General features: G+C 66.3%; 19 protein-coding genes. 16 read left to right on the top strand and 3 right to left on the bottom strand.

Annotation, left to right across the window (positions count from 1 at the left end; genetic code table 11):
• Positions 1-2 precede the first annotated feature (2 nt).
• Genes E2C06_RS17950 through E2C06_RS40325 form a run of 6 tightly spaced genes read left to right on the top strand, consistent with a single transcriptional unit; the run spans position 3 to position 6,094 of the window.
• Positions 3-1,169, top strand: coding sequence for an acyl-CoA dehydrogenase family protein (locus tag E2C06_RS17950; RefSeq protein WP_133289993.1), 1,167 nt, complete (start codon positions 3-5; stop codon positions 1,167-1,169).
• A gap of 46 nt (positions 1,170-1,215) precedes the next feature.
• Positions 1,216-2,865 carry a cyclohexanecarboxylate-CoA ligase gene (locus E2C06_RS17945; RefSeq protein ID WP_133289992.1) on the top strand — a complete coding sequence of 550 codons (1,650 nt, stop codon included), beginning with the start codon at positions 1,216-1,218 and terminating at the stop codon, positions 2,863-2,865.
• 42 nt (positions 2,866-2,907) lie between these two features.
• Positions 2,908-4,140, top strand: coding sequence for an ABC transporter substrate-binding protein (locus E2C06_RS17940; protein WP_133289991.1), 1,233 nt, complete (start codon positions 2,908-2,910; stop codon positions 4,138-4,140).
• A gap of 27 nt (positions 4,141-4,167) precedes the next feature.
• A complete protein-coding gene (locus E2C06_RS17935; protein WP_133289990.1) occupies positions 4,168-4,476 on the top strand; it encodes an acetyl-coenzyme A synthetase N-terminal domain-containing protein in 309 nt (102 codons plus the stop codon).
• Complete coding sequence (locus tag E2C06_RS39435; protein ID WP_277751841.1) at positions 4,473-5,375, top strand: AMP-binding protein; 903 nt, start codon at positions 4,473-4,475, stop codon at positions 5,373-5,375. The genes E2C06_RS17935 and E2C06_RS39435 overlap by 4 nt, the downstream gene beginning before the upstream one ends.
• Entirely contained in the window at positions 5,273-6,094 is an 822-nt protein-coding gene (locus tag E2C06_RS40325; RefSeq protein ID WP_277751843.1) for an AMP-binding enzyme, read from the top strand. The genes E2C06_RS39435 and E2C06_RS40325 overlap by 103 nt, the downstream gene beginning before the upstream one ends.
• A 30-nt stretch (positions 6,095-6,124) precedes the next feature.
• Here the strand turns inward: E2C06_RS40325 and E2C06_RS17920 are convergent, their stop codons facing one another.
• Positions 6,125-6,436: an FUSC family protein gene (locus E2C06_RS17920; protein WP_133289987.1), complete on the bottom strand. Its 312-nt coding sequence runs from the start codon at positions 6,434-6,436 to the stop codon at positions 6,125-6,127.
• A 437-nt stretch (positions 6,437-6,873) separates the two neighbouring features.
• Here E2C06_RS17920 and E2C06_RS17915 point away from each other — a divergent pair, with 437 nt between their 5' ends.
• Both E2C06_RS17915 and E2C06_RS17910 read left to right on the top strand, forming a co-directional pair.
• Positions 6,874-7,875, top strand: coding sequence for a Bug family tripartite tricarboxylate transporter substrate binding protein (locus E2C06_RS17915; RefSeq protein ID WP_133289986.1), 1,002 nt, complete (start codon positions 6,874-6,876; stop codon positions 7,873-7,875).
• Between the two features lie 114 nt (positions 7,876-7,989).
• On the top strand, positions 7,990-8,139 hold the full coding sequence (locus E2C06_RS17910) for a helix-turn-helix domain containing protein (RefSeq protein WP_133289985.1): 150 nt from the start codon (positions 7,990-7,992) through the stop codon (positions 8,137-8,139).
• 108 nt (positions 8,140-8,247) lie between these two features.
• On the opposite strand, the gene istB is transcribed toward E2C06_RS17910, so the two are convergent.
• Entirely contained in the window at positions 8,248-9,066 is an 819-nt protein-coding gene (gene istB, locus E2C06_RS17905) for an IS21-like element helper ATPase IstB (protein ID WP_133289950.1), read from the bottom strand.
• On the bottom strand, positions 9,063-10,595 hold the full coding sequence (gene istA, locus E2C06_RS17900) for an IS21 family transposase (protein ID WP_133289949.1): 1,533 nt from the start codon (positions 10,593-10,595) through the stop codon (positions 9,063-9,065). Before istA ends, istB begins: the two co-directional genes overlap by 4 nt.
• Positions 10,596-11,076: 481 nt before the next feature.
• Here istA and E2C06_RS17890 point away from each other — a divergent pair, with 481 nt between their 5' ends.
• From E2C06_RS17890 to E2C06_RS17855, 8 genes are all read left to right on the top strand, one after another.
• Positions 11,077-13,536 carry a VirB4 family type IV secretion/conjugal transfer ATPase gene (locus E2C06_RS17890; RefSeq protein WP_133289984.1) on the top strand — a complete coding sequence of 820 codons (2,460 nt, stop codon included), beginning with the start codon at positions 11,077-11,079 and terminating at the stop codon, positions 13,534-13,536.
• A gap of 64 nt (positions 13,537-13,600) precedes the next feature.
• Positions 13,601-14,272 (top strand): hypothetical protein, encoded by a 672-nt coding sequence (locus E2C06_RS17885; RefSeq protein ID WP_165982463.1) that lies wholly within the window; start codon positions 13,601-13,603, stop codon positions 14,270-14,272.
• A 214-nt stretch (positions 14,273-14,486) separates the two neighbouring features.
• On the top strand, positions 14,487-15,845 hold the full coding sequence (gene trbL / locus E2C06_RS17880; protein WP_165982462.1) for a P-type conjugative transfer protein TrbL: 1,359 nt from the start codon (positions 14,487-14,489) through the stop codon (positions 15,843-15,845).
• Complete coding sequence (locus E2C06_RS17875; protein ID WP_133289981.1) at positions 15,842-16,615, top strand: type IV secretion system protein; 774 nt, start codon at positions 15,842-15,844, stop codon at positions 16,613-16,615. Before trbL ends, E2C06_RS17875 begins: the two co-directional genes overlap by 4 nt.
• Before the next feature lie 23 nt (positions 16,616-16,638).
• Complete coding sequence (locus E2C06_RS17870; protein ID WP_338324217.1) at positions 16,639-17,637, top strand: TrbG/VirB9 family P-type conjugative transfer protein; 999 nt, start codon at positions 16,639-16,641, stop codon at positions 17,635-17,637.
• Between the two features lie 727 nt (positions 17,638-18,364).
• Positions 18,365-19,375, top strand: coding sequence for a TrbI/VirB10 family protein (locus E2C06_RS17865; RefSeq protein WP_165982460.1), 1,011 nt, complete (start codon positions 18,365-18,367; stop codon positions 19,373-19,375).
• Complete coding sequence (gene traF, locus E2C06_RS17860) at positions 19,372-19,890, top strand: conjugative transfer signal peptidase TraF (protein ID WP_133289978.1); 519 nt, start codon at positions 19,372-19,374, stop codon at positions 19,888-19,890. Before E2C06_RS17865 ends, traF begins: the two co-directional genes overlap by 4 nt.
• Positions 19,890-20,453: a lytic transglycosylase domain-containing protein gene (locus E2C06_RS17855; protein ID WP_133289977.1), complete on the top strand. Its 564-nt coding sequence runs from the start codon at positions 19,890-19,892 to the stop codon at positions 20,451-20,453. The genes traF and E2C06_RS17855 overlap by 1 nt, the downstream gene beginning before the upstream one ends.
• Positions 20,454-20,492: the final 39 nt, after the last annotated feature.

Raw genomic sequence — 20,492 nt, 5'->3', positions numbered from 1 at the left:
CCATGGCCGGCACCCTGACCGAGGACCAGCGCGCCTTCCAAGAGACGGCGCGCCGCTTCGCCCGCGAGCGGATCGCGCCCGGTTATATGGCGCGCGAGAAAGCTGGCCGCGTCGACCGCGCGCTGGTGCGGGAGATGGGCGCGCTCGGGCTCATCGGCGCCGACCTGCCGGAGCGCCATGGCGGGCTCGGCGAGCCGAGCGTCACCGCCGGGCTGGCGATCGAGGCGGTGAGCCATGCCGACATCAATGTCGGCTACGTCCCGCTGCTCGCCTCGCTAAACGGGCAGATTATCGCCCGGCATGCCTCGCCGGAGCTGGCCGGGCACTGGATCCCACGCATCGTCTCGGGCGAGGCGCTGTTCTGCATCGGCCTGACCGAGCCGCGCGGCGGCTCGGATGCCGCCAACCTGGCACTCTCCGCCCGGCGAGACGGGAGCGGCTACGTGCTCCGCGGCGAAAAGTCCTCGATCAGCATGGCCGATCAGGCGGATGCGGCAGTCATCTTCGCCCGCACCGGCACGCCTGAGAGCGGGGCGCGCGGCGTCTCCGCCTTCCTGGTGCCGATGGACACGCCCGGCGTCACCACCACGCGGTTCAACGACCTCGGCAGCCATGCGATCGGCCGAGGCTCGATCTTCTTCGACGAGGTGTGGATCCTCGCGGAGAACCGCTTGGCCGAGGAAGGCATGGGCTTTGTGCAGGTGATGCAGGGCTTCGACTACAGCCGAGCGCTGATCGGCCTCCAATGCTGCGCCGCGGCCCAGGCCTCGCTGGACGAAAGCTGGGCCTATGTGCAGGAACGCGAGGCTTTCGGCGCACCGATCGCCCAGTACCAGGGCGTCACCTTCCCGCTCGCAGAGGGCGAGGGGCTGATCGCCGCCATCCGGCAGCTCTGCTACCACACGCTGCGCCTGCGCGACGAGGGCGGGCCGCACACCGCCGAGGCCGCCATGTGCAAATGGCTGGGGCCGAAGACGGCGGTGGACGTCATCCACCAATGCCTGCTGACGCACGGCCATTACGGCTGGTCGCTCGACCTGCCGCACCAGCAGCGGCTGCGCGACGTCATGGGCCTCGAGATCGGCGACGGCACGGCGCAGATCATGAAGCTGATCGTGGCGCGAGAGAGGGCCGGCAAGGCCGCCGTGCAGTACGCGAAGCAGAAATAGGTAAAGCGGCGCGCAAGACGCCCGGGGTAATGGGGAGAGGAAGGCAATGGAGATCCAGCGGGACCGTATATTGGCGCGGCGCGCGGCGATGCGCGACAGGGGACACTGGCGCGACGAGACGCTGCTCGATCACCTCACGCGCGCCGTCGCGCGGACGCCGGAGCGCTCGGCAATCCTCGCCAGGCGCTCCGAGACCGGGGAGGAGCGGCGGATCAGCTACCGCGAGCTTGACCGGCTCTCCGACCTGGTGGCGCTGTCGCTCCGCGAGCGCGGCGTCGGACGCGGCGACGTGGTGTCCTTCCAGCTCCCGAACTGGTGGGAATTCCCCGTCCTTCACCTCGCCTGCCTCAAGCTCGGCGCGGTCAGCAACCCGCTGATGGTCATCTTCCGGGAGCGCGAGCTGAGCTTCATGCTCGGCTTCGCCGAATCGAAGGTACTGGTCGTGCCGGCACGCTTCCGTGGCTTCGACTACCCGGCCATGGCCGCCAATGTCCGGGCCGAGCTTCCGGCGCTGCGGCATGTCTTTGTCGCCGGCGGCGAGGGTGAGGCGGGGTTTGGCACCTTGCTCGCGCCGCGCGCCGGCGAGGCCGGCCGGGCTTCCCTTCGCGGCCATGGGCCGTCGCCCGACGACGTCATCCAGCTGCTCTACACCAGCGGCACGACTGGCGAGCCCAAGGGAGTGATGCATACCTCCAACACCATGCTCTCCAACCTCGTACCCTTCGCCGAGCGGCTCGGCCTCGGTGCGGCGGACGTGATCCACATGCCGTCGCCGCTCGCTCACCAGCTCGGCTTCATGTACGGCATCGTGCTGCCGGTGATGATGGGCGGCACGGCGGTGCTCCAGGACGTCTTCATGGCGGAGGAGATGGCGCGCCAGATCCGCGAGGCGGGCGCGACCTTCACCATGGGGGCGACGCCCTTCCTAAACGACCTGACCGAGCATGTCGCGCGCACTGGTCAGGCCACGCCAAGCCTGCGGGTCTTCGTGTCCGCCGGAGCGCCCATCCCGCGCGCCCTGGTGTCCAAGGCACGGCAGGCGCTCGGCGCCGCCATCGTCTCGGCCTGGGGCATGTCCGAAAACGGGGCAGTGACCACGACCCGGCCGGATGACCCTGAGGAGAAGACGACCTCCACCGATGGCTGTCCCCTGCCGGGGATGGAGGTGTGCGTCGTCGATACCGACGGCCAAGCCATGCCCGCTGGCGAGGAGGGACGGCTGCAGGTGCGCGGCTGCTCTAATTTTGTCGGCTACCTGAAGCGGCTGGACCTCGACACCACCGATGCCGACGGTTGGTTCGATACCGGCGACCTCGCCCGCATGGACGGCGATGGCTACATCCGGATTGCCGGCCGGTCGAAGGACATCATCATCCGCGGCGGCGAGAACATCCCAGTAGTCGAGGTCGAGGGCGTGCTGTTCAAGCATCCCGCCATCGCCGAGGTCGCGGTGGTGGGCTTCCCGGACGCGCGGCTCGGCGAGCGTGCCTGCGCCTATGTACGGCTACGGGACGGCGCCGCCTTCTCCATGGAAGACTTGGTCGCGCATCTCGCGGCGCAACGGATGGCCCGGCCCTACTGGCCAGAGCGGCTGGAAATCCTCGAGGAACTGCCGCGGACCCCGAGCGGCAAGATCCAGAAGTTCAGGCTGCGAGAGATGGCGCGAGATACCGGACCCGCCGCTCGGGACCGGTGAGACCCGGCATCGATCGCACTGCATGACGAGGAAGGAACCACCATGACATTCACCCGACGCTCGGCCTTCAAGGCCGGGGCAGCCTTGGCCGCGGCAACGGCATCCATTAGCAGCGGCGCCCGGGCGCAGGGCGCGAACACGATCCGGCTGGGGGTCCTGACCGACATGGCCGGCCCCTACCACGATCTTGCCGGGCCGGGATCGGTCGCCGCGGTCCGCCAGGCGGCCAAGGAATTTGCTGACCAGGGCTTCCGGGTGGAGGTCCTCTCGGCCGACCACCAGAACAAGGCCGACGTCGCCTCGAACATCACGCGCCAGTGGATCGACCGCGACGGCGTTGACGCCATCATCGACGTGCCCGGCAGCTCCGCGGCGCTGGCGGTCGCCGGCGTCGCGCGGGAGAAGAACAAGGTCTTCCTGGCGTCGGGGCCTGCCACCGCGGACCTCACCGGCGCGCAGTGCAGCCCGAACACGGTGCACTGGGCTTACGACACCTACATGCTGGCGAACTCGACCGGCGCTGCCATGGTCAAGGGCGGCGGCGACAGCTGGTTCTTCGTCACGGCGGACTACGCCTTCGGCCACTCGATGGAGACGGAGACGTCGCGCTTCGTTCAGGCTGCCGGTGGCAAGGTGCTCGGCTCGGTGCGCTTCCCGTTCCCTGGCACCACCGACTTCTCCGCCTTCCTCGTGCGCACGCAGGCCAGCAAGGCGAAGGTGATCGGCCTCGCGGCCGGCGGCAGCGACCTCATCAATGCGATCAAGCAGGCGGCCGAGTTCGGACTGACCCGGCGCGGCGCGAAGCTCGCGGCGCTGGTCATGTTCATCACCGAGGTGCACTCGCTCGGGCTTGGGGCGGCGCAGGGCCTGGTGCTGACCGAGACCTTCTACTGGGACCTCAACGACCGGACCCGGGCCTTCACCGGCAGGCTCAAGGAGAGCGCCGGCGTCCAAGCTCCGACGATGGTGCATGCCGGCTGCTACGCCTCGGCGCTGCACTACCTCAAAGCGGTCAAGGAGATGGGCGCCGCCGCGAAGGCGTCCGGGGCCGAAGCGGTCGTCCGCATGAAAGCGATGCCGACCGAGGACGATGCCTTCGGCGCCGGCACCATCCGCTCCGACGGCCGCAAACTGCACCCGGCCTATCTGTTCGAGATCAAGGCGCCGCGCGAATCCCGCGGCCCCTGGGATTATTACAAGCCGCTGCAGACGACACCCGGCGAGCAGGCCTTCCGGCCCCTGGCCGAGGGCGGCTGCGCCCTGAGCCGCGCCTGATCGCCATTCCCGGATAGGACGCATCCCATGAGCGAGCCTGGCACCTTTCCTCCGCTGGAGCGCTTCCTGCGCGTCCACGGCATCGCGGATTACGACCGGCTGGTGGAGCGCGCCGCCCAGGAGCCTGAATGGTTCTGGGCGGCGGTGATGGAGTTCCACGGCCTCCACTTCTTCAAGCCGTATGAGCGCCTGCTCGATGTCTCGAATGGGCCGAGTGGTGCGTCGGCGGGACGACCAACCTCGCCTACAACTGCCTCGACCGCGCCATCACCAACGGGCATGCGCAGAAGCCCGCCATCCTCTGGGAAGGTGAGGATGGCAGTCGGCGCGAGATGACCTACGCGGAACTGGCTGCGACGGTGTCGCGGGCGGCGGGCGGCCTTGCCTCGCTCGGCATCCGCCGGGGCGACGTGGTCGGCCTGTTCATGCACTCCGTCCCCGAGGCGATCGCCGCCTTCCTGGCCGTGGTTAGCATCGGCGCGATCGCCCTGCCGATGTTCTCCGGCTTCGGGGTACAGGCGGTGGTCGAGCGCCTGACCGATGCCGGGGCCGTCGCGGTCATCACCGCCGACCGCACCTGGCGCCGCGGCAAGCCGATCGAGATGGCGGCGGTGATCGCCGCAGCCGTCGGCGAGGTGCCGACCCTGCGGCATGTGGTGGTGGTCGCACGCGACCCGGATGGGCAGGAAGCCGAGCCGGCGGACGACCGCTGGATCAGCTGGCGCGATCTCCTGGGCCGGGGACACCTGGCCCCTCCGGCCGAGCTTCCGGCAGAGGCGTCGGCGATGCTCGTCTACACCTCGGGCACCAGCGGCAAGCCCAAGGGAACGGTGCATTCCCACTGCGGCTTCATGACCAAGGTGGCGCTCGACTTCGGGCTGATCCTCGACCTGCGGCCTAGCGACCGCCTGCTGTGGATGAGCGACCTTGGCTGGCTGATCGGCCCGATGCTGGCCGTCGCGGTCCCCCTGGTGGGTGCGACTCTGCTGCTCGCCGAGGGTACGCCGGACTTTCCCGAGCCGGGCCGCATTTGGCGCCTGGTGCAGAACCACAAGGTCAGCTTCCTGGGCGTTGCCCCGACGCTGGTGCGCTCGCTCATGCAGCAGCCGCCCGAGGTGGTCGAGGCTATGACCTGTCATCGGTACGCGTCACCGCCTCGACCGGGGAGCCCTGGACACCGGAGGCCTGGGCATGGTTCCGCAGCAAGATCTGTGGCGGCCGCGCGCCGATCCTGAACTACTCCGGCGGGACGGAGATCGGCGGCGGCATCCTCGCCGGCAATGTCCTGCAGCAAGACGCCAAGCCCTGCGGCTTCGCCGGCCCGATCCCCGGCATGGGCGCGGTGGTTGTCGACGACAACGGCACCCCGCTGCCGCGCGGCAAGGTTGGGGAGCTCGCTTTGATCGTTCCTTCGATCGGTCTGACCCGCGGCCTGTGGCGCGATCCCGCGCGCTACATCGAAAGCTACTGGTCCAGGATCCCCGGCCTCTGGGTCCAGGGCGACTTCGCGTCCGTCGACGAGGACGGAACCTGGTTCATCCACGGCCGGTCCGACGACACGCTCAAAATCTCCGGCAAGCGGACCGGCCCGGCCGAGATCGAGGCGCTGCTCCTCGCCACCGGGAAGGTCGCCGAGGCCGCGGTGATCGGCGTTCCCGACCCGGTCAAGGGCTCGGCCGTCGTCTGCGTCTGCGTGCCGGCCCGCGGCGTGGTCCCGACGCCGGAGGTCGTGCAGGCGCTGAAGCAGGCCGTCGCCGCCGGCTTGGGTAGCTCCTTCCGGCCGAAGAGCGTCGTCTTTGTGGACGACCTGCCGAAGACCCGCAGCATGAAGATCATGCGCCGCGTCGTGCGGGCGGTGTGGGTCGGCGACGCAGTCGGCGATCTCTCGGGCTTGGTCAATCCAGAAGCGGTTGCGCGGCTTGGTGACCCGGGCACACGCGACGAGCCGGTCTGATGCAACCCCGCTCCGGCACCTCCTTCACGCTCACGCGCCCGGCACTTCCGATTCTTGTCCTGCCGGGCCGTTCCGCCGTATCCGGCCGAACCGCACTCCGATGGCGCGTTTAGTACCCGGCGCTAAAGCCGGCTCGCGCAGGAGTTCCTGCAAACTTAGGACGGCGCTGCCGAGCCGCATCACCGCGAGACTCCCTTCGACCGCGGACAGCTCCCGTTTGCCGACCTTCTCGATCCATCGCACGAGCCGAAGCAGGCAGTGGTGGAGCCGCGCGCGCCAAATGCAGTTGTGCGCCACGGTGTTCGGGTCTGCCGCTTTGTCCTGCAGATCGTGGAACATCATTGCGATTAACCAGCTGTGTGAGCAGCTAAAACACGACTAGATCGGTATGGCGCCGCAGGATGATCGGCACGCCATCAGAGCCGCCAGCGGCGGGCAATCTGCCCGAGGAGCACACCGAAATATTCCTGTTGACCTGGACGGTCAGCCTGTATTTTCATTGCTCCCTATTAAGTAGCAGGCGAACAATTTGATTGCAACTTTCTTCTGAGCGTTTCACCCTTTGAGACACGTTGGAAACTTCACCCGAAGCGAGGCCAAATGAGAGCACGCAAACCCATGGAACCTCGTTCGCCTCCGGTAGCGTGCGGGCTTGCGGGTGAAGTTGGCCGCGGCGCTGAGGCCGGACATGACGACAGAGACAGAGGTCGCCCGGATCAAACACGAAGACGAGGCCGACTTCTCCAAGCTCGCGGTTCTGCCGGAGAAGGCAAAATAGCATGAACCGGGACAGCACCCTGAAACTGTCGCGCAGGCACGCGCTGATCGGAACCTCTGCGCTGATACCATCCGTGCTCTCAGGCACAGCGCAGGCCCAAGAATGGCCGTCTCGGCCGATACGCTTCATCGTGCCTTTTCCCGCTGGCGGCTCAACCGACATACTTGCCCGCGTGCTAGCAGAGATACTGCGGAATTCGCTTGGCCAATCGATAGTAGTCGAGAACCGTCCCGGCGCGGGTGGCAACATCGGCGTGGACGCAATCGCCAAGTCTGCGCCTGATGGCTACACGCTTGGCATTTCTGCACCCGGCGCGTTGGCGATTAACGTCTCGCTGTTCCGCCGGCTTCCCTACGATCCGCGTCGGGATCACGAGCCGATCAGCCTCGTGGCGCGGACGGCGAACATCCTTGTGGTGCGTTCGCAATCCCCTATCAGTTCGGTACAAGGTCTCATCACCATTGCGCGGGCCCGGCCAGGACAGCTGTCCTACGCCTCACCAGGAATTGGATCTTCAAGCCATCTCTCGGGCGAGCTTCTGCGCGTCCGCACCGGCATCGAGACTGTCCATGTCCCTTTTGCCGGCAACGCGCCCTCGAACACGGCGATGATGCGAGGCGACGTGGACTTTACCTTCGAGACGATGACCACCGGCCTTGCCCAGGTGCGAGCCGGGCAGTTCCGACCTCTGGCAGTGACCAGCGCGGAACGTGCACCGCAGCTACCCGATGTGCCGACGATGGTCGAAGCAGGTGTACCGGACTGCGTCACCGATGTCTGGTTCGCCGTGATCGGGCCGGCCGGTGTACCGCAAATCGCGGTGGACCGTACTGCAGCGGCGTTGCATACCGGGTTACTCCAACCTGACGTTCAGCAGCGGCTACGCGACACGCTCGGGCTCGAGGTTGCGATTTCTACGCCCAAGGAACTTCGCGTCCTAATCGCTTCGGAGATCGAGCGTTGGGGCGAGATCGTGCGCATCTCTGGGGCTCGGGTGGACTAATCGGTGGGTTGGTAATCCTGAAGAACGAACAGCTACGACCACCATGACCGAGACGCGACCTGAAACCGCCGCCACCCCGACACCGCCCGCAATGCAACCGCCATCGGCACCGGCATGTCCGGTTTCTACCAACTGCAGGTGATCGGGCTGCGGCAGAGCGGGTTCAGCTACGCAGCGATTGCGGCGCAGACCGGGCTGTCGTCGACCGGTGCGTTCGCCATCTGCCACCGCTTTGCCGACCAGGGTGCGAAAGGTTTGGTGTAGCGCGACACGAAGGATGGCCGGTCAGCGACAGCAAGGATGTCCGGTCGCTGGCCTGTGGATGATGGGGTGACAGGTACTGCGCGACAAGGTTCGTGTCGGCGCAAGGGGTCAGCCCTGTGGCGTGGTGGTCCTGGTGTCGCGCTTGTTGTCGCTGGCTTTCCAGCGGTTTTGGCGCGTTGCGGCGGCTCGTTTGCGATAGCTTTCGACGTTCATCTCCAGGATGGTGGAGTGATGGACGAGGCGATCGACGGCCGCGAGCGTCATGGCGGCATCGGGAAAAACACTCGTCCACTCGCCGAAGGGCTGGTTCGAAGTCACCAGCAGGCTGCGACGCTCGTAGCGGGCAGCGATCATCTCGAACAGGACGCTGGTTTCTGCCTGGTCACGGCGGACGTAACAAAGATCGTCGAGAATGACCAGGTGGTACTTGTCGAGCTTCTCGACGGCACTCTCGAGAGCCAGGGCCTGGCGCGCGGTCTGCAGGCGCTGGACCAGGTCGGTGGCGCGGGTGAACAGCACGCGGTAGCCGTTCTCGACGAGGGCGTGGCCGATGGCGGCGGCAAGGTGCGACTTGCCGGATCCGCTTGGCCCAAACAGCAGGATGTTGGAGCCCTTGTCCAACCAGGCATCGCCGGTGGCCAGCGCCGAAACGTGGGCGTGGCTGACCATGGGAATGGCGTGGAAGTCGAGGCTGCCGAGGGTCTTGCCGGGCGGCAAGCGGGCCTCGACCAGGTGGCGCTGGACGCGTCGTCGGGCGCGGTCGGCAAGTTCGAGTTCGGCCAGCGTTGCCAGCAGCTGGGCGGCGGGCCAGCCCTCGCGGTCGGCGCGGGCTGTGAACTGCTGCCACATCGCGGCGATGGTGGGCAGGCGCAGCTCCTGCAGCAGCAACGGCAGGCGCGCGGCGTCGACGGTGATGCTGTCGTTCATGCTGTCGCCCCGGCGATCACCTGTGGGCTGGAGAGGAGGGCGTCGTAGCTGGCGATCGGCGGCAGCTCGACGCGGACCTGGGGCGGTGCGGCGATGGCCGGGGCAAAGCGTGCCCGCAGCACCGCCAGCTCCGGCACGCCGCCGCCCCGTCCCAGCTGCTCGGTGATGACCTGGGCGAGGTCGGCCTCGCAGCCACCCTCATGGGCCAGGGCCAGCAGGTCGACCAGGATGCGGCAGGCGGCGCGCGGATCACCGGCGGCGAGCAGATGCTCCCAGGCGGCGCGGTATGCGGGGCGCGGGAACAGCGCGTCGCGGTAGACCAGGTTGAGCAGCGCCATCGGCTTGCGCCGCAGGCTGTGGATGATGTGGCGGTAGTCGACCACCTGGATGCGCCGCCCGTCGCCGGGGGCGCGGCCGCGCGGCAGGGTGAGCACGTGGCTCTGGGCGAGGAAGCATTCCAGCCGGTCGTCATAGATGTGCAGGCTGAGCCGGAAGCCGATCAGCCGCGACGGCACGGTGTAGAACACCTTTTTCAGCACAAAGCCGCTGCTGGAGGTGACCTGCACGACGGCCTCGTCGTGGTCGGTGGTGCGCCGCGGCGGCAGCCGCCCGAGGACGGCCCGCTCCAGCCCGACCAGCCGGTCGCGCCGGGCATTGCGACGCCCGATCAGGTCGGCGAGCCAGCCGCGATAGGCGGTGAGGCTGTCGAAGTCGGCGCTGCCGCGCAGCATCAGGGCCTGGGCGATGGCGCGTTTGAGATGGCCGTGCTGGCTCTCGATGGCGCCGTTCTCATGGGCGATGCCCAGGTTGTTGCGGGTCGGCTGCATGCCGTAGTGGCCGCACAGCGCCTCGTAGCGCCGGGTCTGATCCTCCGCGGCGTCGCGGTCGAGGTTGCGGAAGGCGGCGGAGAGGCTGTCGGAACGGTGCTCGACGGGGGCACCGCCGAGCGACCACAGCGCGTTCTGCAGGCCGCAGGCCAGTGCCGTGAAGCTCTCGCCGCCGAGCACCGGCTCGGCATGCTCCCAGCCGGAGTAGGCGAGGACGAAGTGGTAGAGGCGGTGCGCGAAGGGCGTCCCGCTGAGGCGGACTGCCACGTCGCCCATATCGGTGAAGTCCGACAGGCCCTGCTGTCCCGGCGGATGGTCCTGGCGGAAAATGACCTCGCGCTCCGGGCCATGCTCGCCGCGCCAGCTGCGGACCCGACGCTCCAGGGTGCGCCGCAGCCGGTCCCAATCGCGGCCGGGGTGGCGCAGCTGCATCTCCTCCAGCAGCGTGACCGGCCGCAGGCCAGGGCGGCTGAGGAGCAGCGGCAGCACGTCGCTCTCCCAGAGCCCGTCGAGCGGATCGACCGTCTTTCGCCTGCGCGGGCGTTCGGCCGCCTTCTGCGACGGCGGCCGGGGATCACGCTCGATCCGACGGCCGGTGCGCTCGCTAATGCCGCTGGCGGCGGCGGCAGCGCGTTGGGGATGGTGATGACGGGAGGTCATGTACAGATTCACCTGCTGGTCGGTGGCGGGGCGTCCGGGCACGTCGGACCTGCTCCTCGAAGCGAGGGTCCGATCCTGCCCACACACGCCGCGACCAGAGGGAGGGCGATCAAACCCGCCCGCCGGTTTGGCCGGACTACGGCCGGGCTACGCCCGCCCTGCGTCCGGCCAAACCGGCCAACCTACGTGTCGCTGACCGGCCAAGGTTGCTGTCGCGCGATATCGGCGTCCCCTTCTTCGCGGGTGTGAACTCCCCCCGGCTTTTTGCCGGGGTGGAGCGTACCGCGCTTGGCTGGGTAATCGCGCCTGCGGCCGGGTTCGGAATGCTCGCATTCCAGATGCCACTCCTCTCTTCGCGTCAGTTCGCCGCAGCCGCCCTGGCTGCGCTCGTGCTGACCGGTGGCTTGTGGGGGCTGCGTCGTGTGGCTCGGCACGATCCGATTTTCTGGCGGGTCAGCCGCCGTAACCGCCGGTATCGGCGCTTCTATCCAGCCCGTTCAACCCCGTACCGGAGCCGATAAGCATGCGCCGCTACGTGCGATCGAGTGCCGAAGCATTCTCTGATCTGTATCGCTGGGCAACCCTGGCAGACAGCGGCCTCGTGGTTACGCGTGGCGGCGAAATCCTTGTGGGTTATTGGCAGCGTCCGCCTGACACGGCCAGTTCAGCGAAGGAGATTCGCGCCGCAATCTCGGGGCGGACCAATGCCGCGCTTCAGCGGTTTGGGACCGATTGGTCCTTGTGGAGTGACGTCGCTGTCGTGCCGGTGACTACCTACCCGGCGCCACACCTCAGCGCCTTTCCCGACCCATTGAGCCGCGCGATTGATGAGGAGCGGCGCCAGATGTTCCGCACGCCGGGGCGCTTCTTCCACTCGGGCCGCGCACTGGTTTGGTGCTATTCCCCGCCGCCGGCAGCCGCCCGGAGGCTTGCTGACGCGATGTACCGGGACGACCGGCCGCAGGACCGTCGCACTCCGTTTGCTCTGGCGGTCGAGACAGTTACCAAGGCTATGAACGAATTCGAGGACACTGTTGGCCCCTTACTCGGGCTGCAGCGGATGGTGACCTACACCAGGCCGGACACGTCAGGGGTAGAGCACGCATACGATGAGCTCGTGAACTACTTGGCGTTCACTGCCTACGGTGTGCCATTCGAACTCCAGCTGCCTGACGATGGAGCGTTCCTGGACGCTGTGATCGGCGGGGAAGATTTCACGCCAGGCCACACGCCGTTGCTGGGCCAGGAGTATGTCGCATCCATCGCGCTGGAAGCCTTTCCCGCGCAGTCGACGCCAGGGATTATTGATGGTTTGGCGGCACTTGGCATGCCCTACCGCCTAAGTCAGCGGTTCATCTTCCGTGATACGGCGGACGCGGAACGCGACATCAAGGATGCTGAGCGAGATTGGGTGTCGCTGCAGCAGAACGCAATCCTGCGGGCTCTAGGCTTCAAGAACCTACCCACCAACCAGTATGCGGTGGAAATGGCGCAGAGCTGCCGCGAGGCGCAGGCGATTGCCCGCGAGAACCGGGTCAAGTTTGGATTTTATAACGCCACTTTGGTTTTGCGTCATGAGAACCCGGCAGAACTGGCCGCGATGATCCGCGTGGCCCGGAAGGCGATCCACGAAGCTGGCTTCAAGACGCGCTTGGAAGAGGAGAACGGGACCGAGGCATTCGTAGCGACGTTGCCTGGTAACGCCGAGGCCAATGTGCGACGGCCGATGCTCCACACAGCCAACCTAGCCGATCTGATCACTCCGACCGGCATTTGGACAGGTGAGCCGGAGAACCCGAACCACCTTTATCCTCGGCCCGCGCCAGCCCTGATGCAGGCTGTTACGACGGGAGGGGAGCCCTACTGGTACAACAACTGTGTAGGCGAAAACGGCAACTTCCTGTTCTTGGGCGTGCCCGGGGCCGGCAAAACCACACTGATGAATGCTACCGCGCTGCAGGCCTTGCGCTATCGCGGCGCCAAGGTGCGGGGCATCGACTACAAGAGAGGCATGAAGACCACGGCTCTGTCAGTCGGCGGTCGCCACTATGAGCTGGGTGCTGACGGCGGTCCTGCTTTTGCGCCACTGGCCCATCTGGAAACAGACGCCGAGATGCTCGCGGCGCAGGAGTGGGTAGAGACCTGCTTTGCACTCATCAAGCACAAGACGCCTGATGACGGCGAGAGAGGGGCAATCCGTGAAGCGCTGATCGGCCTCCAGCACCAGCCTGGCCGGCGTTCGGTGACAAACTTCTGCGTCGCTGTGCAAAGCCAGTCCGTGCGCCGGGCTATGGAATTCTACTGTCTGGACAAGGGAGCCGGTGGCTTCCTGTTCGATGCTGCCGATCTCGGGGTGTCAGAGACCCATTTCGACGTCTTTGACATCACGCGCTTGATGGCGATGGGGGATGCCATCCTTCTGCCTGCGCTCTTGTCATTGTTCGCTCGGTTTGACCGCGGCCTTGATGGTCGCCCTCAGTTCTGGTTGCTCGATGAGGTCTGGGTGGCGCTCAAGTCGCCGGTCTGGGCACCTCGCCTCTATCGAGACCTCAAAACCCGCCGCAGCTACGCCGTCTCTGTCGGGCTTGCGACCCAGAATATCGCAGATTTTGCGGCATCCGACCTGCTGCCGGTGATCCTGGAAAACGTGCCGACACGGGTATGTGGAGCAAATCCTGAAGCTCAGACTGGAGATATTGACGCGAAGAACAGCCCGGCCGGCCTTTACGCCGCATTAGGGTACGGCTGGCAGCAGCGCGAGCTGATCCGGACGCTGGAGGCGAAGAGGGAATACTTCGTCACTCAGCCGGCCGGAAGCCGAGTGATCCGACCGGAATTCGGCCCGCTGATGCTCTCTGTGGCCGGCACTACCGGAGAGACGGAGATCCGCCAAGTCGAGGCGCTGATCGCCCAGCACGGCGCCGATTGGCTTCGGCATCACCTCGCAAGCAAGGGGTTGGATTACCATGCGCTCGTTGGCTGATCGCGTCCGCGCTGTGGTCCTGGGGCTTGGGGCTACGACTACCCTCTTCCTTCCGTTTGCCCCCATGGCACCGCAGAAGGCCTTTGGGCAAGCGGCCGTCGCCTGTGTGAATTGCGCGACGTTGATTCAGCAGCTCATGCAGTACGCCAAGGAAGCTGAGCAGCTCTCCGAGACTATCACTATGCGCGTGGCGCAGGCGCAGATGCTCCAGAACCAAATCACTAACATGATGTCTATTCCCGGCCAGGTGCAGGCCGCGATTGCAGGTAACATCGCCGGAGTGAATGGGCTTCTTCAGCGGGGCTCACATCTGACGCTGAACGCCGGGATGGCGTCCTCGCAGCTCGGATCTTTCACTGGATACCTGCGAAACACCGTAGATATGCCAAGGCAGTTCGCACGATGGAGCAATCAGGCGAACGATAGCGTCACAGCCGCCCTGACGTCTCTGGGCCTCCGGCAGCAGCAGGCGGCTGACGAAGGGACGATTAGGGACGCGATCCAGGCACGTGCAGCCAATGCTCCCGGTATCAGGGGGGTTCTCCAGGCGAACACGGAGATGGCGGGGTACCAGGCCGACCAGCTTCGGATGCTCGCAGTAGAGCTCCGGGCTGATACGCAGATGCGTGCGAATGCCCTGCAAATCGCCGCTGACCGGCAAGCAGTGTCGGATGCCGCCGTAACCACATTCCTCGCCCCCAATCCGCCGGCATTTACCGGCGGCGCGCGTTACTGAGGAGAGTACGTATGACCTCTGTCCGGTTTGTCCTCTCCCTTGCTGCGGCATGCGCCGTTGGTGGTGGGCTCACTTATGCGGCGACGGTCGCTACTCGTGTCGAGCTCACGTGCCCTCCGCCCGTCGCTTCATCTCCTCTCGCGGACGAGGTGCCGCCGTCTCGGGACTGGCTGGCTCCGGTCCCACCCCCGGTCAGAGGTGGAGCGCGCTACTGATGCGACTGTTCTCTAAGCCGTCTGCCCGCAAGGTTGCAGGCTTCGCGGTTCGCGAAGCGATCTGGATGGCAAAGCATCTCGCGGTGTTCGGTGCGCTCGCCGCGGTCATCGTGCTCGGCATGGCATGGGCTTCGAGTGCTGATGCGCAGCCGGCGCCCGCCGGTGGGGCAATGAACAGCATTGTCGACCTGTTTAACGGCACGGTTCGCCGCTTCGAAGCCACCCTGATTGCCAGGGCGAGTGAGCTGTTTCTGGCTTTGGCCGCGATTCAGATGACGATCGCTACCGCAAGGCAGGTTCGCGTCGGAGGCGACGTCTTCGACATCATCGGTGTGGTCCTGTGGGAGATGGTGGTCCTCGGCCTCTTTTACTTCTTCCTGGTCAATAGCCCCGAGATCATGCGGGCCATCATCGCTTCGTTCGCTCAACTGGGAAATGAGGCGAGCACCTTGGCGGGTGGCTCTGCCAATATGTCGCCATCGGACGTTTTCAATGCCGGCATCAATGTCGCGCGGGCTATGTGGAACGGCCTGACTTGGCGCGACGTGCCCCTGTCGATCCTGCTCGTCCTCGCCGGATTGGTGGACCTGTGGGTATTCGCGCAGATCTGCGCGATGATGATCGAAGTCATGGTGGAAGGCTACATCGCGGCCTCGACCTGCGTGGTCTTGATGGGCTTCGGCGGCGCAGTCTGGACCCGCGACATTGCGGTCACTCAGTTCCGGTACGCGATCAGTATCGGGATGAAGCGGCTGATGCTGCAGATCCTCGTCGGTCTCGGCGAGGCCATCGTTCTGCGTTGGGCTGAGCAGCTGCAGAACAACACTGCGACCCCTGATTACCTGACTATTGCGACCTTTATCGGTGCTCCGCTGGTCCTGCTGCGCCTAGTGCAGACCCTGCCACAGCGGGCCCAGGATAGCCTGACCGGCATCCATTCAGGCTCGGGCGGCGGCTCTCTCATGGGCACAGGCGGTGCTGCCGCCGCGGCCGGCGCGGCAATGGCGACGACTGCGGCTGGAGGCGGCGCGGCCGTGGCTGGTGCTTTCAGGCAGTCCTCCGCTGCTGTTGCGGCGCGGGAGGCGGAGGGTGGCCGTTCTCCTGCCGGTGGCGCGGTCGGCCGCGTTGCAGCCGTCACGGGCGGGGCTATCGGCAATCTCGGTAGGTCATTCGCTTCCGACATGGGGCAGCGCCTGGCCGGCAACTACGCCGCCAGTCACGGCAGCACCCCTTGGCGTATGGCGCAGGGCATGAACTCCGCGGCTGCGGAAGCCCGCGCCAGCATCGCTGACAAATCGGGGAAGGGCGGTAACGGCAGCGCCGGTTCGGCCGGCAACAGCGGTGGAGAAAACCCGTGAGCCTCTTTTCGATGAGGAAGACCCCTGACGCCACCCCTGTCCAACGTGGCAGCGGCAAGCCCTTCCGCAAGCAGAGGCGGGTTTGGGACGAGTGGATTGGAGACGCGCAGCGCCGCGAGCGGACTGCTTACGGCATCGCGTTCGGCTCTCTGGTCCTGGCGGGGTTTGCGCTTTGGGATGCGCGGACGGAGCACGCTAAGGGGCAATTCGTCCCTTATGTGGTCCGGCAAGACGCTCTTGGTCATGTCCTTGATGCGAGACGTGTAGACCCGAAGCGCACGCCGACTGAGGCGGATCTGCGCAAGATCTTGACCACCTGGGTTCTCGACGTGCGGAGCGTCTATGTCGACTACGCCGCGATCCAGAGGGCTATGCGCAGCGCGTACGCTCACACCGAGGGCGGAAGCCAAGCAGAGAATGCCATCCGCGCGTTCCATCAGGCCGACCCGCCTGAGGATCAAGCGGCGCGGTGGAGCACATTCGTCTACCAGCAAACCGCGTTCCCGCGCGGGGGAGACACGTGGCAGGTTGACTGGCGCGAGCGTCGAACCAGCCGCGACAACAGCCTTATCAGTGACAAGGCTTACCGGGCGGTCCTCACCGTCCGAATCGTCACCCCTTCGACGGCAGAGGCCTTCGCGGAAAACCCCGAGGGCGTGTTCGTCACGCAGTCTTCCTGGGTTGAGGTCAACGAAGGTCCGCGGTTTGTCGACCAGCCGCGCACGCTCGGCCCAGGCGTCAACTCCCTTCCAATTGGAGCCAACCAGTGATCCGCGCCACTACCGCCGCAACCATGCTGCTATTCGCAGGTACTCCGGCGATGGCGCAGCTCGTGCCCAGCTTCGCGGAGGCAAATGCCGGGGCCAGCACGCAAGGCGCTCGGGCCAGTGCTACGGCCGTTACCGCCACTGGTCCGCAGGACCCTGCAAGCGGGGCAGGGGGCACGCGGCAGTTCGTCCCGAGTGGGCCGCCGCCCGCTATCCCAGCTCTTTCCCCAGAACGACCGCTCGCCCCTAGGGAGCGCCAGGCTGTGGCAGCGGTGAACCGCTGGCGGCTCCGCGCATGTCGCGCGAATGTCGACACAGAGGGTGTATTTCACCTTCGCCAAGGTCAGTGCGAACCGACCGTTGTGTGCGCTCCAGGACACCCGTGCGATATCGCATTTGAGCCGGGCGAGTACCCGACTTCGCCTGCCGATCGGGGCGATAGCCGCTGGGACGTTCATCCGCGATTTTCTGGCACTGGCGCGCAGCGGACGTTGCACCTGGTCGTCACGCCATCCGACGCCGGCCTCGACACGAGCCTCGTGGTTCGCACAGACCGGCGGGTAGTCTCGATCCGACTGATCTCCCGTGCACGGGACTACATGCCTTTAGTGGCAATCGATCACCCTCAACGCACTGAGGCTGCGGAGTGGGCAGGGGTAATTGCCAATGGGCAGCGCCAGGCAGCACTCAGCAGTGTCAGCAGCAACCCGTGCGACCAGGCGCCGGTGGTGCCGCCGGAAGCGTTCAAGATTGGGTCTGGGCGCTACTCGTGGCGGCCTGTCCAGGTCTACGCGGTCGGCACGCCGGTCGGCCAAAAAACCTGCATCGAGTTCAGCGCGAGTGTCGGGTCGGTCGGCCTTCCGGTCTTGATTGCTTACGGTGCGGGCGGAGGCGAGGAAGTCATTAGCTACCGGCCGAGCGGCAGGCGGTTTGTGGTCGATGGCTTGCTGGACAAGGCGGCACTCGTCGCCGGAGCCGAAGGCTCCATGGACAGCATCAGCATCGAGCGTCGGGGGTATCGCTGATGCGCGCCCGGGCTCTGGCCAGCCTGCTACTGGCGGCCACCCTACCTGCATGTTCCGGCCTGGGCAGTCTGGGGCCAGTTTTGGGCCTTGGGTCGGGCCAGGCGAGCTCTGTCAGCACATCGATTGAACCGGGTGATGCTCCGGTGCTTGCTGCGTCGATTGCTGACCTCGTAGCTCGTCGTGTTTCCAGTTCCGCGGCTCCCCTGCGGTTAGAGCGCGCAGCAAACGATGGCTTGCTCGGGCCAGAAATCGCCAGAGCCCTGGAGGGATCGGGTTACCGGATCTCAGACAGCGAGGGCTACCGCGTTAGCTACCGAGTGTCTGGGCTGGGCGATGGCCTGCTCGTGCAGGTTGGTCTTAACGGCGCTCGGGCCGCTCGGCTGTTCACCCGAGGACGCGAGGGGGTCCTGATGCCCCGTGGTCCCTATTCCCTGCGGGAGGCAAGCCGGTGAGTGATAGCCAGCAGCAGACACCCGTTATCCTTACCGCTGCTCCTCGAGGGACGCGCCGGCTTGGTTCCATTCCGACGTACGGTCTCCTGGCACTAGGTGGTGCGCTCGCCGTCGGCGCGGTGCTGATCCTACACAACGCCCGCGATAATTCGGCCACCTCTGGGGGTGACACTAAGCCCGTTGCGTCAGGTTCCACATCGGCGCTTGCGGGAATGCCGCCTCAGGGTGAGATCCCCGCGACGCGTCTTGCTGCGGCGCGGGCGCCGGCACCGAATGTGACGCCGACTAGGGAGGCGACCGCCGCGCCGGCCACCACCCTGGCGCCCGCACCAGCTGCCGTCGAAGACGACATCCGCGCGCAGGCGCTGCGGCAGCAGTGGCAGCAGTATTATCAGCAGATCAGCCAAGTCCGCGAGCAGCGCCGGCAAGCTGCTGTCGATGCTCTGCGGGGGGACACGAGCATCGTCATGGCCGAGGGCAACACCCGCCAGTCTGGTGGCAACGCCGATATTGCTGCCGCCAGGGCGGAGCTTCAGCAAGCACAAGCAGCCGCAGCCGCTGGCGTGGGCGGTGGGGGAGGGCAGCAGGTGTCGCGCACGCCCCGGCCGGGCTCGCTATACGAGGGCCCCTCTGATCCGTCGCGGGACTACCTGAATGCAGGCGTGACGCCTCCCATCAGCCGGTATGAGGTCAAGGCAGGCGACCCAATCCTGATCCGGTTCACGAGTGGCGTCTCGAATGAAGCGCCTGGCCAGTGGACAGCGATGGTCGCCAAGCCGGTATTCGATCACGCCACTGGTCTGCACACCTTGATCCCTGCAGGGACGCGCGTGGTTGGCACCTACGACCAGATGATGACGGTCGGCAGCGAACGCCTTCCCGGCGGCGCAACCCGGCTCATTTTCCCGGGCGAGGGCGGCGGTAGCCTGGACCTGGGCTCTATGCCGGTCGGGGACCAGGCCGGTTATTCGGGCATGCGGGATGAGGTGAACCATCACTACGGTCGCCTGATCCTAAATACGGTCCTGATCGGCCTTGCCGGTGCAGGCGCTCAGCTCACGCAGCCGCATGGCAGCAGCAGCTATGGTCACGGCATCGACGCGTCGCAGATTCTGGCGGCGCAACTCGGCCTGCAGTTCGGCCAGGTCGGCGCGGAGTACGCACGGCGCCAGCTGCAGAACAAGCCCACGCATACGATCCGGCCCGGTTGGACGGGCACGATCCAGGTAACTCAGGACGTGGCGTTTGCTGGCGAGTGGGTTGAGGGCGTGGGGTTCGTGCCATGAAGACCCGCACACTCGCGGCGCTCTCCCTGGTTGCCGTCGTGGCGGCAGCTCCGTGCGTTGCCGGCCTACGCTGGAATGCGTCTCCGTCCATGCCGATCGGCGTATGGCAATTTGTCCTGCTGCAAGGGGATCTCGGGCGGGGCCAGGTAGTCGGCCTGTGCCTGCCTGCCGAGTGGGCGAGGCTTGCGCTTTCCCGCGCCTATACAGACGGAGGCGGATGTCAGGAGGGCCATGAGCCCTTGCTGAAGCCGATCGCGGCCGTCCCCGGCGATGTAGTGGACGTCTCCCCCGATGGGGTGCGGGTCAATGGTGTCCTTACTGTGCCGCCGGCTCTCCCCGAGGACGCCGCCGGTCGTCCGCTGACGGCAATGCCGCAAGGCCGCTACCTAGTCCAGCCAGGATCCGTGTGGGTGCTGAGCGACCACAATCCCCGCAGTCTGGATTCCAGGTACTTCGGCCCGGTCCCCGTCTCGGGGCTGATTGCTGCGGCCAGGCCTGTGCTGGTTGGCCGCTGATGTTGGACCTGCCGGCTCTCTACGCCGAATGCGCGAGCGATGTGCATCCGGTCACTATGGATCTGGTGGTACGCCACGAGAGCGGCGGCAACCCACTTGCGATCTACGACAACACGGCCAGGCGCTCGTATCGCCCGACCGATGTAGATGCGGCAATGGACATCATCGCCACCATGGAGCGTCTTGGTCATGACTTCGATTTGGGTCTTGGGCAGATCAATCGTCGCAACCTTCCTCGCCTGCAGCTGAGTGCCCGTCAGGCGCTGGACCCGTGCACCAACCTGCGGGCCGCATCGCTGCTCCTCTCGAGCAACTACGCTGCTGCGCTGCGAGCTGGATTCTCCTCAGGCAAGGCGGCACTGGATGCCGCACTGAAAATGTACAACACGGGCACATTCAGTAGAGGCGACGCATATCTGGCGCGCTACTATGGTCGAGTTCCAGCGTTGTCTTCTGCACCGGCACAGGCCGTTGTTGTGAGGGCGACGACGCACGGTGTCGCAGCAACGTCGCGGCCTCGCAATCCCTTTGCCGGCGACACCACTATCGCCATGGACGAGTGACGAAACGCCCCTTTTCCTTCCTCTTGCCCATGAGGGCCG

Source organism: Dankookia rubra (assembly GCF_004355005.1).
Taxonomy (GTDB): Bacteria; Pseudomonadota; Alphaproteobacteria; order Acetobacterales; family Acetobacteraceae; genus Paracraurococcus; species Paracraurococcus ruber_A.
Note: the sequence above shows the minus strand (reverse complement) of the source record. Positions and strands in the feature narration are given on the sequence as shown.

What these genes read in the sequence shown, in the direction of transcription:
- E2C06_RS17950 (WP_133289993.1), top strand. Translation starts at nt 3, where the DNA reads ATGGCCGGCACCCTGACCGAGGACCAGCGCGCCTTCCAAGAGACGGCG.
- E2C06_RS17945 (WP_133289992.1), top strand. Translation starts at nt 1,216, where the DNA reads ATGGAGATCCAGCGGGACCGTATATTGGCGCGGCGCGCGGCGATGCGC.
- E2C06_RS17940 (WP_133289991.1), top strand. Translation starts at nt 2,908, where the DNA reads ATGACATTCACCCGACGCTCGGCCTTCAAGGCCGGGGCAGCCTTGGCC.
- E2C06_RS17935 (WP_133289990.1), top strand. Translation starts at nt 4,168, where the DNA reads ATGAGCGAGCCTGGCACCTTTCCTCCGCTGGAGCGCTTCCTGCGCGTC.
- E2C06_RS39435 (WP_277751841.1), top strand. Translation starts at nt 4,473, where the DNA reads ATGACCTACGCGGAACTGGCTGCGACGGTGTCGCGGGCGGCGGGCGGC.
- E2C06_RS17920 (WP_133289987.1), bottom strand. Translation starts at nt 6,436, where the DNA reads ATGATGTTCCACGATCTGCAGGACAAAGCGGCAGACCCGAACACCGTG.
- E2C06_RS17915 (WP_133289986.1), top strand. Translation starts at nt 6,874, where the DNA reads ATGAACCGGGACAGCACCCTGAAACTGTCGCGCAGGCACGCGCTGATC.
- E2C06_RS17910 (WP_133289985.1), top strand. Translation starts at nt 7,990, where the DNA reads ATGTCCGGTTTCTACCAACTGCAGGTGATCGGGCTGCGGCAGAGCGGG.
- istB (WP_133289950.1), bottom strand. Translation starts at nt 9,066, where the DNA reads ATGAACGACAGCATCACCGTCGACGCCGCGCGCCTGCCGTTGCTGCTG.
- E2C06_RS17890 (WP_133289984.1), top strand. Translation starts at nt 11,077, where the DNA reads ATGCGCCGCTACGTGCGATCGAGTGCCGAAGCATTCTCTGATCTGTAT.
- E2C06_RS17885 (WP_165982463.1), top strand. Translation starts at nt 13,601, where the DNA reads ATGGCACCGCAGAAGGCCTTTGGGCAAGCGGCCGTCGCCTGTGTGAAT.
- trbL (WP_165982462.1), top strand. Translation starts at nt 14,487, where the DNA reads ATGCGACTGTTCTCTAAGCCGTCTGCCCGCAAGGTTGCAGGCTTCGCG.
- E2C06_RS17870 (WP_338324217.1), top strand. Translation starts at nt 16,639, where the DNA reads ATGCTGCTATTCGCAGGTACTCCGGCGATGGCGCAGCTCGTGCCCAGC.
- traF (WP_133289978.1), top strand. Translation starts at nt 19,372, where the DNA reads ATGAAGACCCGCACACTCGCGGCGCTCTCCCTGGTTGCCGTCGTGGCG.
- E2C06_RS17855 (WP_133289977.1), top strand. Translation starts at nt 19,890, where the DNA reads ATGTTGGACCTGCCGGCTCTCTACGCCGAATGCGCGAGCGATGTGCAT.